Genomic DNA, 18,306 nt, shown 5'->3' with positions numbered 1-18,306 from the left:
GCACTGACATTATTACTCAACATTAATTATTCGTAAAAGCTTTGAATTAATTAATGTTAGCGAAGGATATATATAAAACCATGACACTTGATAGTAGCAAGTATCCATTACTTAATTTGGTTGACGAGCCAGCCCAATTGCGTGACTTAGCGCAAGACAAACTCCCTGCATTTAGCAATGAGCTGCGCGATTATTTACTCAACTCAGTATCGCAAAGTAGCGGTCATCTAGCGTCTGGTTTAGGGACGGTTGAACTAACCGTTGCGCTGCATTATGTTTATAACACTCCAGACGATCGCCTAGTTTGGGATGTGGGTCATCAAGCTTATCCGCATAAAATTCTTACTGGTCGTCGCGAGCAAATGCACACTATTCGCCAAAAAGACGGTTTGCACCCTTTTCCTTTTCGCGATGAAAGCCAATACGATACGTTTAGCGTAGGCCATTCAAGCACCTCTATTTCGGCTGCTTTAGGTATGTCTATTGCTGCACAAAAAGAAGGTAAAGGTCGAAAGTCTGTAGCCATTATTGGTGACGGAGCTATAACCGCAGGCATGGCATTTGAAGCGATGAATCATTTAGGTGATGTAAAATCAGACATGCTTATTATTTTAAATGATAACGAAATGTCGATTTCTGAAAATGTTGGCGCATTAACAAATCACTTTGCTCGAATTTTATCAGGTAGCTTTTATACTAACATTCGTGAAGGTAGTAAAAAGTTACTCTCAGGGGTGCCTCCGGTAAAGCAACTTGCCAGTAAAATGGAAGAGCACATTAAAGGCATGATGATCCCAGGTACCTTCTTTGAAGAATTAGGCCTAAATTACATTGGTCCCATTGATGGTCACGATGTAAACATGCTTGTAGATACATTACGTAATATGCGTAATTTAAAAGGCCCACAGCTTTTACATATAAAAACCCAAAAAGGTAAGGGCTACAAACCGGCTGAAGCCGATCCTATTGGCTACCATGGTGTACCAAAATTCGATCCGAGCACAACTAGCCTACCTAAATCTAAACCTAGTGCTGCTACTTTTTCAAAAGTATTCGGCGATTGGTTATGTGATATGGCCGAACAAGACAGCAAGTTAATGGCTATCACGCCTGCAATGCGCGAAGGTTCAGGCATGGTACGTTTTTCTAAAGAGCATCCAGATCAATACTTTGATGTAGCTATTGCTGAGCAGCATGCCGTTACTTTAGCTGCTGGTTTTGCATGTGAAGGTTTAAAACCTGTTGTTGCTATTTACTCGAGCTTTTTACAACGTGCGTATGACCAATTAATACATGATGTTGCACTGCAAAACTTACCTGTATTATTTGCCATTGACCGCGCTGGTATTGTGGGAGCCGATGGTGAAACTCACCAAGGTGCGTACGATTTAAGCTTTATGCGCTGCATTCCAAATATGGTAATTATGGCACCAAGCGATACCAACGAGTGCCGTCAAATGCTATACACCGGTTATAAAGCAAACTGCCCTGTTGCAGTTCGTTATCCTCGAGGTAGTGCAGGTACTGCAGACATTGAAAGCACTATGCAACTGCTTGAAATAGGCAAGGCAGATACAATTAAGAAAGGCAGTAAAATTGCCATTTTATCGTTCGGTACATTACTTGAAAATGCACAGCTTGCTGCAGATGAATTAGATGCAACGCTTGTTAATATGCGTTTTATTAAACCACTTGATACCGCACTTTTAAATGAGCTTGCAACTAGCCACGATGTAATTGTTACGCTTGAAGATAATGCGATTGCTGGCGGTGCCGGCTCTGCAGTTAACGAATTCTTAGCAACGCAAAAAGCTGATATTAATATCCTTAACTTAGGTATTCCTGATGAGTTTATTAAACACGGCACCCAAGATGAAATGCACGATGAAATGGGGTTAGGCGAGCAAGGAATATTAACCGCTATTAAAGCGTTTATTAATTAACTTCCTATACATCTAAAGTTGAGCATATTAAAAAAGGAGCCTAGGCTCCTTTTTTAATATCAAATATTGCTTATCAGCGCATCCACACTTTAATATCAGCTAGGCCATTGCTTTGTAAAATACCTAATTGTTGATCAACGTTAGAATTTTGTTCAAACTCAAATGCATCAAGCTGATCATCAAACGTAATATTTGCAACACCATCACCACCGCGCTTTTTAACTTGGTGTAGTGAAATATCAGCTAGGTTAATAGATGTTTCCCAGCTAATTACCTGCCCACCCAAAAGTGGTAATGGATAAAATGACCAACCAATTGATGCCGTGATATTAGTTGTTTTTCCATTTGGTAATTGGAATAAATTAGCCGCTATTACTTTACAAAGATCTGAAGCATAGCTGTCTATTTTATTGCATTTAAAATCACGTAATAATAGTAAAAACTCATCACCACTCCAACGTGCCACATAGTCAGAGCCCTGCGTACGCGAATTTAATAATGCAGCCATTTGCTGTAAGCAGCTATCACCTGCAATTGGGCCATAGGCATCATTGATACGGCTGAAATTATCAAAGTTAATAATTACCAGCACCAGTGACTTGCCTTGTGCCTGCAGCGATTGTGAATTACGTTGAAAGTGTTCAATATCTTTAGGGAGTTGATCAAACAAAAAGCGACGGCTACGCAGCCCTGTTAACTCATCTGAGTGACTAACTAATTTAAGCTGTGAATTAACTTGGCCTAATTTATCATTAGCTTGACGAAGCTCTAAGGTACGCTCGGTGATCAAGCCCTCTAATGCTTCTTGTTTTCTACGCTCTTGCGCTCTAAACACCCAAAAAATAAGGTAGAAAAGCAAAATAAAGCCACTGGTAATTAAAAGCCTAAAGTAAATAGTTTCGTCAAAGCGCTCAGGCACTACAAAACCGTATTCTACTTCTTGCGCTTTAGTCCAGTCTTCACCTTGGCGCTTCGCTTCTAATTGAAACAAAAACGAGCCTGGAGGCAAGTTAGTATAAATAGCTTCACGTCGCGTATTAGCATAGCGCCAGTCACTATCTAAGCCACTTAGTTTATATCTAAATTCAATACTGTTTGGTGCATAATAATCAATAGCTGTGTAAGTTAGCGTTATATCACGCTCGTCTGTTTCTAATGATGGTTTTTTACCAAGCGCAGCGGTGGTTAAATGACGAAGTGGTGTTGTTATTGTTTCTATTGTTGGCTTTAATGCAAGCACACCAAATAGCTCTACATTTTTAGGTATTTCAACAACACCTTGTAAGCTTGGGTACCAAATAGAATTGCCGGTGTCTGCTACCGCATCATGCCCAAGTCCACTACAACATTGATTCGCTTTACCATCGAGTTGACGGTCAAAAGATGAAATCACTTCTTCAACTTTTAAGCTTTTTATCTCTGTTTTAAATTGCTCTACAGGCATTCTGTAAACACCTTTCATGGTGCTTACCCAAACATGTTTTAACTTTTCATCATATTCTAGGCTAAATATAGACCCATACGGTAAACCATTAGCTGCATCGAGTTGACGCCACTGCCCTTGCGTACTTCTGTAAAAAAGCCCATCGTTAAGAGAGCCGATCAAAATACCCACGCCATCTATATGTAGCACGCTAGTTACGTATGCACTTTCAAGTGTTGTTTGGTCACCAATTTTTTCAATGCCACGGTCTGTAAAGTAATATGCGCCTTTACTAGTACCAATCACACCAAAGTTTGTTTTATCCAATACGTAGGTAATAAACTTACTACCTAAAAAAGCATTATATGCAAAAGGTGTTAAACCAGCATAATTTAATCGATATAAACCGCGTCCGGTACCAATCCAAAAACCGCCTTTACTAGAGCGACTTATTGCAAATACCGGGTTATCGCGAAGCGCTCGACCAGGGACGGTATAGAGTGTCTTGTTTTCAAAAACAAATAAGCCGCGCCCCGTGGCTATATATAATCGTTCACCATCGAATTGTAGATCGTGTACTGACGCGTATCCATATTTACTACTTGGAACTAAATTAATAAAACTTTTATCTAAATCGAAATAACCAATGCCGCTTTTGTTAGCAACCCACAGTTTTCCATCTGGAGCTTGGCTAATAGCCATAACAGACTCGGTCATATCTGAAACTGCTGAATGCCTTTCTACCCGCCCTTCATGGGCAAGCCATAAGCCTTCACTAAAACTTGCTAACCAAACGTTATTTTTATCATCTCTAAAAATATCAGCAAACCATATGCTTTGATCAAGTTGGCTTGGCTCTACCCATTGCCACTCACCGGTTTTATCTCTAAATAATAAACGTCCATAAGTCGAAACCCATAAGCCACCATCGGTATCACTCATAAACTTATAAACGGCTGAGTTATTTGCATTAGGTAAAGGAAAAGGTCTTAGTTCGTCATCTAAATCTAAAAAGTATGCACCTAGCTCAGAGGCTATATACAAATTACCGTTTAAGAATGATAAATCGTGCACTATGGTTTGCGCTAAGCGCTCTGGTAACGATATTTTAGCGGTAAGCTCTAAACGTAGTTTAGAGAAATCTGATGAGTTTTTAGTAAGGCGTAATAAATGACGATCATTAACCAGCCAAATACCTTCAGGAGAGAGTGCCATTTGGCTAACAGAGCCAACAATTTGGGTAATTACGGTAGCATTAACAATAGGTAGGGGGCCATTTACTTGAGTGCGTAAATCAACTTGCCCTCTATCTACATAGTATAAACCATTAGCCGCAATCCATATGCTGCCTTTAGAGTCCTCAAGAATATCTCTTACTGGACCTTTAATATTAAACTCTTGTGCTGCAAATGTGGCAGGATTAATAACTACCAAGCCACTTTTAGTACCTACCCACAATAAGCCACTAGAATCGACTAAAAGTTTATTAATACCATTACTAGGCAAGAACGGGCTATTTTGCGTGTTGTAGTTTGTAAATGTTGTGCCATCAAAACGGCTTAAGCCAAACTGAGTACCAAGCCACATATAGCCTTGCTGGTCTTGTACTACGCTTTTAAGTGATTGCGAAGGTAGACCATCTTTTATATTCCATTGCTTAACTACGTAATCACTAATTGAAGCCCAACTTGGTGTCGCGCACAACATCAGTACACAAACCAGTAAAAATCGCATCATATTGCTGCCACCTAGTTAAACAAATCAAATATAAAAAATTAAAAGGGTAGTAAACCCACTTTTATTAGCGCCTGTAAGCATATAAGCGAAAAAACGCCCGCAAGTATATCATCGGCCATAATACCTAAACCACCATGTACTCGTTTGTCTAGCATACGGATTGGGCCAGGTTTTGCTATATCAAAAAAGCGAAATAACAAAAAACCAACGAGTAATGTTTGCCAGCTAAGTGCTGCACCAATCATTGTAATGTAATAGCCTGCCACTTCATCCCATACAATAGCAGGATGGTCGTGCACGCCTAAATCATCAGCCGTTTTACCACAGACCCATATACCAAATATACTGATCACTACGGCAAACACAATTTGCAACCATAGCGGATAATACATAGTCATAAAAATGAATGGCAGTGCAGCAAAAGTGCCAAATGTGCCAGGCGCTTTAGGGGCTAACCCAGTACCAAAACCCAAACCAAAAAACTGATGTGGGCGCTTTAAATTAAACTTTCGGTTTTTGTTCAAACCAGCTCCTTTGCAAAATGCTCAAAACCTTGCTGCTTAAAATCAAACTTTTCACCGTTGTGTAATAGTTCAATTTGACCATCGCCACTTTTAATTTGGCCTATGCATGTTGCATCTACACCATATTGACGCAGTTTTATATCTAGCATACTTTTATTGCTATCAGGTACAGTAAAAATTAATTCGTAATCATCACCGTAACTGAGAATAAATGGCAGCTGCTGATTAAAATCAAGGCTTGCTTGCATTGCATCTGAAGTCGGAATACTTTCAATATTCACAACTGCATTTACTTGCGACATATCAAGTATATGACTTAAATCAGCGATTAAACCGTCCGATACATCAATAGCCGATGATGCAAGGCCTCGCAATACCTGTCCTGCAGCAACACGCGGTGTTGGAAAGTCAAAGCGCTTATTTAAGTACTTTAAATGCTCTGGCTCAATACTTATACCTTGTTTGCGAGACTCAATTGCAAGTCCAGCGTCACCTAGCGGACCTGTAACATAAACCCAATCACCCACTTTCGCACCACTACGGCGAAGTGCAGTACCTTCTGGTACAGTCCCTTTTGCACAAATAGTGATAGTTAATGGGCCCTGAGTAGTATCGCCACCTATAATTTGCACATTAAAGTATTCTGCAATTTCATGCATGCCTTCAGTAAACTCTTCAATCCACTGTGGGTCAATACTTGGCAAGGTTAACGCAACTGAAACCCATGTTGGCTCAGCGCCCATTGCCGCTAAGTCACTTAAATTAACAGCAAGCGCTCTGTGACCTAATGCACGAGGGGAAATATCATCAAAAAAGTGTACGCCAGCAACAAGAGTATCTGTTGTAACGGCAAGTTGGCAGTTTTGTGGAACGGTTACTAAAGCGCAATCATCCCCTATACCTAGGTTTACATCACGACGGGTGATCCCGCGACCTTTAAAGTAGCGGTTAATTAATTCAAATTCCTTCATACACAAAAAAGCCGGCCTATGCCGGCTCCCCTCTTTAACGGTTTACTTACTTGCGTAAATGCTTAACAGCTTTATCAAGTACACCGTTTACAAATTTATGGCTGTCTTCAGCGCCAAATATTTTGGCCAGCTCAATACCTTCGTTGATAGCAACTTTATAAGGTACATCTTCACGGAACTTAAGCTCATAGCTGCTTAAACGTAAAATTGCGCGCTCAACCATATCTAAGTCATTAAACGGACGTGTTAAATGTGGTGATACAGCTTCGTCTAGTTGCTTATAATTTACAGCAACACCCGTCGCTAAATCTTTAAAGTATTCAACATCAATTTTAGTAACGTCTGTTTCGATCAACATTTGTTGTTCGATATCGGCAATTAAATTGCCACTTATTTGCCAAGAATAAACGGCTTGGAGTGCTAAGATACGTGCTTTACGTCTTGCTGCTGGTTTCACAAAAATTCCTTAAACTTAAATTTTATCTAACACATTAACCATTTCAAGCGCGCCTAAAGCAGCTTCGCCGCCTTTATTGCCCATTTTGGTGCCAGCACGCTCAATTGCTTGTTCAATGCTTTCTGTGGTTAATACGCCAAATGCAACCGGGATATCATACTCAAGTGATACTTGCGCAAGACCTTTGTTTGATTCGCCAGCAACTAGGTCAAAGTGTGGTGTACCACCTCTGATCACTACGCCTAATGCGATGATTGCATCATACTCTTTTTTTGCCGCAACGCGTTTAGCCGCTAAAGGTAATTCTACCGCGCCTGGTACATAAATAACGGTAATGTCGTCATCAGATACACCACCAGTGCGTTTTAGCTCATCAACAGCACCTGCAAGGAGGCTGCTACCGATAAAGTCATTAAAACGAGAAATGACAATGGCAAACTTTTTGCCAGGAGCGTACTTACTACCTTCAATAATTTTCATTTGATAACCCTAAAAATAAGTTCAAGCGGTTGCGATTGCGCAAAAATTGCTGCGCATCATACCATAAAAATAAAATAATAGCCTAGTTTAAGCGTGACGCTTATTGTGGCTCAACATAATCAACAACTTCTAAATGAAAGCCCGAAAGTGCATGGTACTTTTTAGGGCGACTCATTAATCGCATTTGTTTAATTCCAAGATCTGCAAGTATTTGCGAGCCTACGCCAACAGTACGAGATGTACCTTTGAATTTACGAGGCGTAACGCTTTCGCCAGCATCAGCTGCTGCGAATGCTTTTACAGTTGCCTCTAATTCTTCAGTGCTTTCTTGCTTACCTAAAATAACTAAAGCACCTTCATTTTTAGCGATATAAGCCATTGCTTCTGAAAGGCCCCAACTACGGTCAGCACTTCTGTCTGAAAGTAGGATATCGTTAAAAGTACTTTGCAAATGTACACGTACATTTGTCGGTTCTTGCTCTTTTATATCGCCTTTAAGCAATACGTAATGTAATTGGCCGTCAATTGTGTCTTTGTAAGTAACTAAATCAAATTCACCGTGAATAGTTGGTAACTTACATTTTGCAACTTGCTCAATTGTTGTTTCATTTAAGTTACGGTATTCGATTAAATCAGCAATAGTACCAATTTTAATATCATGCTCTTTCGCAAAAACTTCTAAATCAGGGCGACGCGCCATGGTGCCATCGGCATTAAGTATTTCAACAATAACAGATGATGCTTCAAGCCCAGCTAAACGCGCTAAATCACAGCCAGCTTCAGTATGTCCTGCGCGAGTTAATACGCCGCCAGGTTGTGCCATAATTGGAAAAATATGACCAGGCTGCACGATATCACTTGGTACTGCGCCTTTAGCTATAGCCGCTTGCACTGTACGCGCTCTATCTGCTGCTGAAATACCTGTAGTAACACCCTTTGATGCTTCTATCGACATTGTAAAGTTAGTCGAAAATGCAGCACCATTATTTTTAACCATTAACGGTAAATCAAGTTGCTCACAACGCTCTTGCGTCATAGTTAAACAAATTAAACCACGGCCATGAGTCGCCATAAAATTAATAGCTTGTGCACTAATATGCTCTGCGGCAATAATTAAATCGCCTTCATTCTCTCTATCTTCATCATCCATTAAAATAACCATTTTACCGGCTTTAATATCGTCGATGATTTCTTGTGCGCTGTGTAAATTCATAAATTTGCTCGTGTAAGTTATCAGTTTCGTTATTTAATAAAACCCGCTTTAGCGAGTAAGCTCATCGAAATATCAGAGCCCGTTGGTTGCTCTGCACCTTTTATAAGGCGCTCTAAATAACGTGCAATTTGATCGACTTCTAAATTAACTTGAGTGCCTACTTTAAAGTGAGCAATTGTGGTTTGCTCACTCGTATGTGGAACAATTGTTAATTTGAATTTATTACCTTCTACAGCGTTTACTGTCAGGCTTATACCATCAATACATACCGAACCTTTGTACGGGATGTATTTCATTAAATTCTCTTCGGTTGTAAGCCAATATTCTGTTGCTCGAGCGTTTGCTGTAATGCTTGTAATAGTTGCTATGCCATCAACATGGCCAGATACTAAATGACCGCCTAAACGCGAAACAGGTTGCATGGCTTTTTCAAGATTCACCGTTTGCCCTAAAGCATAGTGAGCAAAACCGGTTAAACCAATCGTCTCGTTAGATAAATCAGCACTAAAACCGTCAATATGTTTATCAACTACGGTTAAGCAAACGCCATTGGTTGCAATGCTGTCGCCTAGCTTTACGTCTTCCATATCAAGGTCAGCACTTTGGATACGAATGGCTAAGTCGCCTTGTTTTTTTTGTAATAAAGCAATTTTGCCTGTGGCTTCTATTATCCCAGTAAACATAGCGCTACTCTTTTTATTAAGTGATTTTAATGAGTTTTTAACGCGGTGATACGTAAATCGTCACCAATGCGCGCACATTCATTAAATGTTAAATCAACGGTGTTTTGCATACTCGTCAATTCAGGAAAATTAACTAAACTTTTTGCATCATGGCCCATTAATTTAGGCGCCAAATAAAAAACAAACTCGTCAACTAAATCAAGCTCTGTCATTTTACCAGCAAGTGTTGCTCCGCTCTCAAGCCAAACATTATTAAACTGCAGTTGCCCAAGCTTTTCTAAAACAGCCTGTAAATCAACTTTGCCGTTACTTTCACTTACTTCAATATGCTTTACAAAATGCGGCCATTGCAGTGATTTATCAACCTTAGTCGTAAATATTATTACATCACTTTGGATTTTAAATAAAGCAAGGTTGGGCGTTAAACGATTCTGTGAATCAATTATAACACGCACGGGCTGGCGAAGCGGTAAATCGGTAGGTAGCGTGCAAGGCAACTCGCTTAGTCGCACATTAAGTTTAGCATCGTCTACTAACACGGTATCGGCACCGGTTAAAATAGCGCAGCTTTGCGCTCGGTATAATTGTACGTCTTGGCGAGCAGCGGGACTTGTGATCCACTTACTTTGCCCATTTTTAAGCGCTGTTTTACCATCTATGCTTGCTGCCATTTTACAGGTCACATAAGGTAAGCCTTGTTCCATTCGCTTAAAAAAGCCAACGTTAAGTGCGCGAGCTTGTGATTCAAGTAATCCATAAGCAACTTCAATACCGGCATCGCTCAGTATTTTAAGGCCTTTGCCTGCAACTTGTGGGTTTGTATCAACCATAGCGGCAATTACTTTTACAACGCCCGCCTTTTTTAAGCCTTCAGCACACGGTGGCGTACGCCCATAATGACTACACGGTTCAAGCGTTACATAAGCCGTTGCACCTTGTGCACTATTACCAGCTATTGCCAGTGCATTTACTTCAGCATGGCCTTGACCTGCTAATTGATGAAAACCCTCACCAATTATTTGATTATTTTTAACTAATACACAGCCAACATTAGGATTAGGCGTGGTAGTAAACCGGCCTTTTTTGGCAAGCTCTATGGCGCGTGCCATATACATTTCATCATGTTCGGTAAAAGTAGTTTGGCTTTGCATTTATTACTCCCCTAAGCGGGCAATTTCTTCGCCAAATTCGCGTATATCTTCAAACGAGCGATAAACAGAGGCAAACCTTACGTACGCTACTTTATCGAGCTTTTTGAGGGCTTCCATAATGTATTCACCCACCAAATGGCTTGAAATTTCTCGCTCACCCGTTGCGCGTAGTTGCGATTTTATTATATTCACTACTTCGTCTACTTGCTCGGTGCTCACTGGGCGTTTTTCGAGTGCGCGATTTAAGCCATTTAATAATTTATCTTCGTTAAATGGTTCGCGGCTGCCGTCTTGTTTAATAACACGAGGCATAACCAGTTCAGCGCCTTCAAATGTAGTAAAGCGCTCGTGGCAGTCGTTACACTCACGACGCCTGCGAACTTGATGGCCTCCGCCAACAAGGCGTGAGTCAATAACTTTAGTATCTTTTGCGGTACAAAATGGACAATGCATAGCTCGGTACTTCCGTTTTAAAACAAAAAAGACCGCTAAATAGCGGTCTTTTATCTTAGCAAAAAAATAGGGCCTGTTGACCTTTCAGGATTAAATTTGTTCTATCTAGGGGTGATTTAATCGCGGCTCGAGATTTGTAACCTAGTGGGCTAAGTAAAAATCGAGCAACAAAGAGTAAATCGCCCCTAGAACGAACCCGAGGGCAGTGCATGTTTGGCATTTATGCTGCGTTATCGCCTATTTGTGTGGAGTGCCACACTACATAGACTCTGCCTTGCTTAAAAGCCAAACATACTACTGCAAATTAAACCTCGAAAGATAAACAGGCCCCTAGCTTATGTGCTCTAAATTACTGCCGCTTATGCAATTAAGCGTATACAGGTAATTTTGCACAAATTGCTTTTACTTTTTCTTTAACTTGCGCCTGTACAGATTCATCAGTGATGTTATCTAGTACGTCACAAATCCAGCCAGCAAGCTCTTTTGATTCTTCTTCTTTAAAACCACGACGAGTAATTGCAGGAGAACCAATACGCAAACCAGATGTTACAAATGGTGAGCGTGGATCGTTCGGTACTGAGTTTTTATTAACTGTGATGTTAGCGTTACCAAGGGCTGCATCTGCATCTTTACCAGTGATATCTTTATCGATTAAATCAAGTAAAAATAAGTGGTTTTCAGTTTTGTCAGAAACGATTTTGTAGCCGCGCTCTTGCATTACAGCAACCATTGCTTTTGCGTTTTTAACAACTTGTGTTTGGTATACTTTAAACTCTGGTTGAAGTGCTTCTTTAAATGCCACTGCTTTTGCTGCAATAACATGACATAAAGGACCGCCTTGGCCACCAGGGAAAACAGCGCTGTTAAGCTTTTTGTAGATTGCTTCGTCGCCACATGCAGAAATAATCAAACCACCACGAGGGCCTGCAAGTGTTTTATGCGTAGTTGTAGTTACAACGTGTGCATGAGGAACAGGGCTTGGATAAACGCCTGCCGCAATTAAACCCGCAACGTGAGCCATATCAACAAACAGATAAGCACCGATTTTGTCAGCAATTTCACGGAATTTAGCCCAATCAACAATACCAGAGTACGCTGAGAAACCACCAATAATCATTTTTGGCTTGTGCTCAAGTGCTAGTGCTTCAACTTGTGCGTAATCAATTTCGCCCGTTGCTTCATCTAGTCCGTATTGGATTGCATTGTAAAGCTTACCAGAGAAGCTTACGTGAGAACCGTGAGTTAAGTGACCACCATGAGCTAAGCTCATACCTAATACAGTATCGCCAGCGTCTAATAATGCTAGAAAAACAGCAGCATTAGCTTGCGAACCAGCATGTGGCTGCACGTTAGCGTAGTCAGAACCAAATAATTCGTTAGCACGGTCAATTGCTAATTGCTCAACAACATCTACATGCTCACAACCGCCATAATAACGTTTGCCTGGGTAACCTTCTGCGTATTTGTTTGTAAGCTGTGAACCCTGCGCTTCTAGTACGCGTGGGCTACAGTAGTTTTCTGAAGCGATTAGTTCGATATGCTCTTCTTGGCGAGCAGTTTCTTTGGTTATCGCGTCAAATAACTCTGGATCAAAATCCGAAATATTCATGCTACGTTCTAACATTGGGGTCTCCTAGGGCAACGTGTATGGTGTTTTTTAGAGGCTTTATTGTACGCTTTAAACGACTCTTTGCCTACGCTCTTAAGTTGAGGATATTTAAACAGGGATTGAAACTATTTCACAGCTCTTTTAAGATGATATTTTTTTATAAAGCCATAATAATTTTAAATGAATTATATTTACTACATTTAATTAGTAAATATAACTAAGTGTATTCATCCGTATAAAGTTATAAAAAAAGCGGCTCAAGCCGCTTTTTCTTGTAATTTAACTTAGCCTAGTTTAGCGAGTATTTCGGTACGTAACGCGTCGTAATCGGCGTTCATATCGCTTGCTAGGCATGGTTTTGCTAGTGCATCAGCAAGTGGTTTTGGCATACCTAATTCAATATTTAGAATACCCTCTACGCTTTCTTTAAACTTAGCAGGATGAGCTGTCGCTAAAAAGATACCCGCTGCACCAGGTGCACGATTTTCAACAAGACCTTGGTAAGCAATAGCAGTATGAGGCTCCGCAACATAGCCAGTTTGTTGAATTTTTTTCATCACGGCTTGCGTGTCTTGCTCGTTTACGCTAGTTGAATAAAAATTATCGTAGCTAAACCAGTTATTATCTAACATTGTTTGTACACGCGGCCAATTGTTTGGCTTACTTACATCCATCGCATTTGAAAGCGACTCAAGCGTTGCTTTTGGCGTCCAGTTTTTATCAAGCATAAAGCGCGGCACAGTATCGTTTTGGTTTGTTGTTGCACTTAATTTGCCAACAGGTAAACCAATAACCGCACCAATCATTGCGGCGCACACATTACCAAAATTACCACTTGGCACTGATATATGCGCTGTTGCGCGCTTTTCTTTTGGTAGCTGTGCAATGGCTTCAAAGTAGTAACAAACCTGAGCAACTAAACGGCTAATATTAATTGAATTAGCTGAGTTAAGCCCAAGTGTTGATTTAACTTCTTCATCTAAAAAGGCATTTTTAACTAACTCTTGGCAATCATCAAAGCTGCCCTCAACTGCATAACAATGAATATTGTTACCTAGCGTAGTAAATAGCTTTTGCTGAGCAAGTGAGATTTTGCCTTTAGGGTATAAAATAACAACATCGATATTTGGTTTATTGTAAAAAGCATGCGCAACGGCTGCACCGGTATCGCCCGATGTTGCTGTTAAAATAGTTACTTTCTCGTCTTTATTAAACTGCGTTAAACACTCTGCCATAAAGCGACCACCAAAGTCTTTAAACGCAAGTGTAGGACCATGAAACAGCTCTAAACAGTATGTGTTATCTTCAACTTCCACCAGCTTAACTGGAAAGTTAAATGCATTTTTAACCATTTGTGCCACAGTATCGCTTGGTAACTCATCACCAATTAGGTGAGATAATATTTTGCCGCTGCGCGTAACAAAGTCCATATCAAGCAATGCATCAACATCGGACAGTGGCGGCAGTGATTCTGGGAAAAATACACCTTGGTTACGACCCAAACCTGTTTTTACGGCTTCAACGAACGACACTTTTTGTGAGCTATCTTTTAAATTATGTAATTGCATGACTAACTATCCTATAAAACTGTTAATTGACGCGTGCCGTCGTTATCTAATTTACAAATGTGGCAAAAGCCTTGCTCGTTAATGTAATTGGTTTCTAACCACTGCGCGCATTGCTGTGCAGCTTCAAGTGTTTTACACACAGTAAATAAGGTTGGTCCTGCGCCCGAAATACTGACTATTTCAGCGCCCAGTGCTGGCAAGCTTGCTTTGGCTTCACTAAAGCCTTTAATGAGCGGTGCGCGGTAAGGTTCTGCTATTTCATCTTTCATTATGCTTAGCGCATCGTCAAAACGATTAGTTAACAGTAAGCTACTAAATGCCGATAAACGCTGCGCAAACTCAACACTTGCATGCATGCTCAATTCTTTAGGTAAAACAGAACGCGCTTTTGCGGTATTTAGCGAAAAACCAGGAAATGCAGCTACGTAATACCAGTTTTCATCAACCGGAAGTGCAATCGATTTATCAGGAATTAAATCACCCGTTAGCTGCAAGCCACCTAAATAACATGGCGTAATGTTGTCGTAATGGCGACCACCGCTTACTACAGCTTCAAAGTCAGCCATAAGCTCAATAAGCTCAACCTGACTTAAATTAGTTTTTGCAAACTTATCAAGGGCAGCAAAGGTAGCCACTACCGAACACGCACTAGAGCCAAGCCCAGATCCAATTGGTAAGTTCTTTTTAAGCTCGAGCTTTACGCTTGGCATATTAGGCGCAACATGCGCTCTAAAATGCACTAAGCACTGATACGCTAAATTTTCATTAGCATCACTGGGTAACTTGTGAGCGTACTCGCCTGTGCAAATAAATTCGTCGCTTGGTGCTGCGCTTACAACGGCTACATCACCTAACAAACTGCCATCAATTGGCGCAAGCGCTGCGCCAAGTGCATCAAAACCCACTGCAAAATTACCAATAGACGCCGGAGCATATACTTCAATCATAACGAGCTCCTAGCGCGATAACGTTTTTAAAATATCAGCAAATACACCCGCGGCTGTTACTTCCGAGCCTGCGCCATAACCACGAATTACAAACGGACGTGGCTGGTAATATTGGCTTAAAATAGCCAGTGCGTTTTCGCCATCACGAATGACACTAAGCGCATGCTTTGCATCTACCGCTTCAATACCTACTTTACAGTGGCCTTCTTTAATTGTGCCTACATAGCGAAGTACCCTACCCTCGCTCGCAGCGCTTTTGATACGGTCGTTAAAATCAGCATCTAAACTTGGTAGTTTTGCCATAAACTCATCAACGCTATCACCTTGTGCAAAACCTGGTGGTAATACTGACTCAACTTCAATATCGCTTAGCTCTAATTTCATACCGGCTTCGCGAGCAATGATCAATAACTTACGTGCGACATCGGTACCCGATAAATCATCACGAGGATCTGGCTCAGTAAAGCCACTTTCTTTGGCTTTAATAGTTGCCTCAGAAAGTGATAAACCATCTTGAAGTGCGCCAAACATATACGAAAGTGAACCTGATAAAATACCGCTAAACTCTAATAACTCATCACCGGCACCAAATAACGACTGTAAGTTGTCGATTACTGGTAAGCCTGCACCAACGTTTGTTTCGTATAAAAATTTACGATTATTCTTTTGCGTTGCTGCAATTAAATCTTGGTAATACGTGTATGAGCTTGTTGTTGCTTTTTTATTGGCAGCAACCACATGAAAACCTGCATTTAAAAAGTCTACATACTGCGCAGCAAGTGCATCCGACGACGTACAATCAACAAGCACAGGGTTTACTAAATGATTTTGCTTAACAAACTGCTCTACCAGTTTTAAATCAAACGCCTGCTCAGATGAGGCCAATTTTTGCTGCCAATCACCAAAAGCAATACCTTCACTATCTAGGTGTAATTGACGAGAATTAGCAACACCATACAAGTTAAGTTTAATATTACGTTTTTCAAGCCACGCTTGCTGGCGCTCAAGCTGATTAATAAGCTCTTGCCCAACTAAGCCACAACCGAGTAAAAACACATCAATTGACGGCACATGCGTGAAAAAGTTTTCATGGCATATTTTTACGGCGTCGTTACAAAGTTCGCCATCAATTACTGCTGAAATAGCACTTTCTGTAGAATCCTGTGCAATTGCCACAATATTTACTTGCGCTTGTGCAAGCGATGCAAAAAACTTAGCCGCTAAGCCACGGTGCGCGCGCATGTTATCGCCCACTAAAGTAACAATGGCTAAATTGCGCTGCACTTGTACAGGCTCAATAAGCCCTGCTTGTAATTCAAGCTCAAATGCAGTTTGTAGCGCATCAAGTGCAAGTGCTAGGTCTGTTTCGTGTACACAAAAGCTAATGCTGAATTCGCATGATGACTGCGTGATTAATACAATTGATACGTTATCGTGAGCAAGCGCGTTAAATACCTTAGACGCCATACCTACTTTGCCTTTCATGCCTGGCCCTGAGACAGTTAGCATTGCAAGGTCTTGTAGGCTCGAAAGCGCTTTTACTGGCTCATCTGATGAATAATCGTTACCAATTAATGAGCCTTGTGCGTCTGGGTTATGCGTATTTTTAATTTCGCACGGCACGCCTGCTTTAGCACACGGTAAAATTGTTTTAGGGTGAAGTACTTTTGCACCAAAATAAGAAAGCTCCATCGCTTCTTTATAAGATAAAAAATCTACTTTAGTCGCTTTTTTAATATAACGAGGATCAGCACTGTATACACCATCAACGTCAGTCCAAATTTGGCAAATTTCAGCTTCTAAGCATGCTGCTGCAATGGCTGCTGAGTAATCTGAGCCATTACGGCCAAGCGTTGTAAGCTCACCTTTATCATTACTCGCTGTAAAACCAGGCATGATATAGATAGTTGCAGGGCTTTCTTTAAGCACAGCTTGAAAGCGAGCTTTACTTGTTACTAAATCAGCCTCTGCATCAATATAACCACCAGTTGAAGCGATACAGCTTGTTGCTTCTAAGTATCTTGCATCGTGCGAGTTCAATAAAGCCTGCATTAAAGAAACACTAACGCGCTCTCCAAAGCTAATCACAAATGCGCGAACTTTATCGGGGCAACATTGTATAAGTGATACGCCATCTAGTTTATTTTTAAGCTCGCCTAAGTTTGGCCAACTTGTAACTACTACACCACTTTTTTCAACGTCAGCTTTCAAACCTTCACAGCGGCTAACTAATGCTTGCCATTGCTGCGAAAAGTCAGAGCCTTGTTCTGCAGCACTTGCAAGTGCAACTAGCGAATCGGTCATTCCACCTGGAGCAGAAAGTACCAAAAGCATTTCATCTTTTAATTGTGCTTTAACTAGCTGAGCTACCTGTTGTAAGCATGCATAGTCGGCAAGCGAAGACCCACCAAATTTTAAAACTCGCATTGTTTATGTTCCTCATCCCATAAAACGAAAAAAGGCCTGTGTTCTAAGTGAACACAGGCCTTTAAATTTGTTGCACCGACCTATGCCACTATCCAGTAAGAATGATGGTTGTAATAATAATGGTCAGTACGCGATTAATTGTTTTCATATGTTAAGACTGCCTTAACAAAGGCTATGCTGTCAACCCTAAATTAAAAGATAAAACAGCCTTTTTTAACATGAAAAAACCTAATGAATGCCAAATTTATGCAATATTTCGTTTAAGTTAGATTTATTGATAGGTTTATCGATAAAGTCTATTGCGCCAAGTTGTGCGACTCGTTGCTTCATTTTCTCTTGTATATCGGCAGAAATAACTAAAACAAAGCACTCTATTTTTTCTATTTTTATAGTCTCGAGTACTTGTATACCATCAACTTCGGGCATGGTGAGATCTAAGCACAATAAATCAAAGCTTTGTGCTCGTAAAAGTTCTAGAGCGTGCGCTCCATTTGTAGCTTGTTGTATTTGAGCGTCTATACATTCATTTAAACACCGCACGACTTGTTTACGGGCAACTGCAGAATCGTCACAGACTAATATCGAAAATTTCATCATGTTTACTACTACACAACCATCAAAGTTATTAAAAGGTTATTAAACTAATGCCTTCCATTGCATTTTAGACACTTTAACACGCCTCCAAGCACTCAGCGCATTAATAATTTAATACAATGATAA

General features: G+C 40.6%; 15 protein-coding genes. 1 reads left to right on the top strand and 14 read right to left on the bottom strand.

Features of this window, described 5'->3' with window-relative positions; all coding sequences use genetic code 11:
* The first annotated feature begins 80 nt into the window (after positions 1 to 80).
* Complete coding sequence (dxs, locus tag L659_RS0104795) at positions 81 to 1,943, top strand: 1-deoxy-D-xylulose-5-phosphate synthase (RefSeq protein WP_007587116.1); 1,863 nt, start codon at positions 81 to 83, stop codon at positions 1,941 to 1,943.
* Between the two features lie 73 nt (positions 1,944 to 2,016).
* On the opposite strand, the gene L659_RS0104790 is transcribed toward dxs, so the two are convergent.
* From L659_RS0104790 to L659_RS0104725, 14 genes are all read right to left on the bottom strand, one after another.
* Positions 2,017 to 5,103, bottom strand: a complete 3,087-nt coding sequence (locus L659_RS0104790) for a ligand-binding sensor domain-containing diguanylate cyclase (RefSeq protein ID WP_024589765.1) — start codon at positions 5,101 to 5,103, stop codon at positions 2,017 to 2,019.
* Positions 5,104 to 5,141: 38 nt separating this feature from the next.
* Positions 5,142 to 5,627 carry a phosphatidylglycerophosphatase A family protein gene (locus tag L659_RS0104785; protein ID WP_024589764.1) on the bottom strand — a complete coding sequence of 162 codons (486 nt, stop codon included), beginning with the start codon at positions 5,625 to 5,627 and terminating at the stop codon, positions 5,142 to 5,144.
* A complete protein-coding gene (gene thiL, locus L659_RS0104780; RefSeq protein ID WP_024589763.1) occupies positions 5,624 to 6,598 on the bottom strand; it encodes a thiamine-phosphate kinase in 975 nt (324 codons plus the stop codon). The genes L659_RS0104785 and thiL overlap by 4 nt, the downstream gene beginning before the upstream one ends.
* 46 nt (positions 6,599 to 6,644) lie before the next feature.
* On the bottom strand, positions 6,645 to 7,055 hold the full coding sequence (gene nusB, locus L659_RS0104775) for a transcription antitermination factor NusB (RefSeq protein WP_007587129.1): 411 nt from the start codon (positions 7,053 to 7,055) through the stop codon (positions 6,645 to 6,647).
* A 15-nt stretch (positions 7,056 to 7,070) separates the two neighbouring features.
* Complete coding sequence (gene ribH / locus L659_RS0104770; protein WP_007587130.1) at positions 7,071 to 7,535, bottom strand: 6,7-dimethyl-8-ribityllumazine synthase; 465 nt, start codon at positions 7,533 to 7,535, stop codon at positions 7,071 to 7,073.
* Between the two features lie 100 nt (positions 7,536 to 7,635).
* Positions 7,636 to 8,748, bottom strand: coding sequence for a bifunctional 3,4-dihydroxy-2-butanone-4-phosphate synthase/GTP cyclohydrolase II (ribBA, locus tag L659_RS0104765; protein ID WP_010554580.1), 1,113 nt, complete (start codon positions 8,746 to 8,748; stop codon positions 7,636 to 7,638).
* Between the two features lie 29 nt (positions 8,749 to 8,777).
* A complete protein-coding gene (locus L659_RS0104760; protein WP_007587137.1) occupies positions 8,778 to 9,431 on the bottom strand; it encodes a riboflavin synthase in 654 nt (217 codons plus the stop codon).
* A gap of 26 nt (positions 9,432 to 9,457) precedes the next feature.
* On the bottom strand, positions 9,458 to 10,582 hold the full coding sequence (gene ribD, locus L659_RS0104755; RefSeq protein ID WP_024589762.1) for a bifunctional diaminohydroxyphosphoribosylaminopyrimidine deaminase/5-amino-6-(5-phosphoribosylamino)uracil reductase RibD: 1,125 nt from the start codon (positions 10,580 to 10,582) through the stop codon (positions 9,458 to 9,460).
* Between the two features lie 3 nt (positions 10,583 to 10,585).
* The gene (nrdR, locus tag L659_RS0104750) at positions 10,586 to 11,035 is read right to left on the bottom strand and encodes a transcriptional regulator NrdR (protein ID WP_024589761.1); all 450 of its coding nucleotides are present in this window, start codon (positions 11,033 to 11,035) and stop codon (positions 10,586 to 10,588) included.
* 367 nt (positions 11,036 to 11,402) lie between these two features.
* Positions 11,403 to 12,659 carry a serine hydroxymethyltransferase gene (gene glyA / locus L659_RS0104745; protein ID WP_024589760.1) on the bottom strand — a complete coding sequence of 419 codons (1,257 nt, stop codon included), beginning with the start codon at positions 12,657 to 12,659 and terminating at the stop codon, positions 11,403 to 11,405.
* 269 nt (positions 12,660 to 12,928) lie between these two features.
* The gene (thrC, locus tag L659_RS0104740) at positions 12,929 to 14,212 is read right to left on the bottom strand and encodes a threonine synthase (protein WP_024589759.1); all 1,284 of its coding nucleotides are present in this window, start codon (positions 14,210 to 14,212) and stop codon (positions 12,929 to 12,931) included.
* 11 nt (positions 14,213 to 14,223) lie between these two features.
* The gene (thrB, locus tag L659_RS0104735; protein ID WP_024589758.1) at positions 14,224 to 15,159 is read right to left on the bottom strand and encodes a homoserine kinase; all 936 of its coding nucleotides are present in this window, start codon (positions 15,157 to 15,159) and stop codon (positions 14,224 to 14,226) included.
* A 9-nt stretch (positions 15,160 to 15,168) separates the two neighbouring features.
* Positions 15,169 to 17,586: a bifunctional aspartate kinase/homoserine dehydrogenase I gene (thrA, locus tag L659_RS0104730; protein ID WP_024589757.1), complete on the bottom strand. Its 2,418-nt coding sequence runs from the start codon at positions 17,584 to 17,586 to the stop codon at positions 15,169 to 15,171.
* 228 nt (positions 17,587 to 17,814) lie between these two features.
* Entirely contained in the window at positions 17,815 to 18,183 is a 369-nt protein-coding gene (locus L659_RS0104725) for a response regulator (protein ID WP_024589756.1), read from the bottom strand.
* Positions 18,184 to 18,306: the final 123 nt, after the last annotated feature.

The organism is Pseudoalteromonas sp. S8-8 (assembly GCF_000497875.1).
Lineage (GTDB): Bacteria > Pseudomonadota > Gammaproteobacteria > Enterobacterales > Alteromonadaceae > Pseudoalteromonas > Pseudoalteromonas arctica.
Note: the sequence above shows the minus strand (reverse complement) of the source record. Positions and strands in the feature narration are given on the sequence as shown.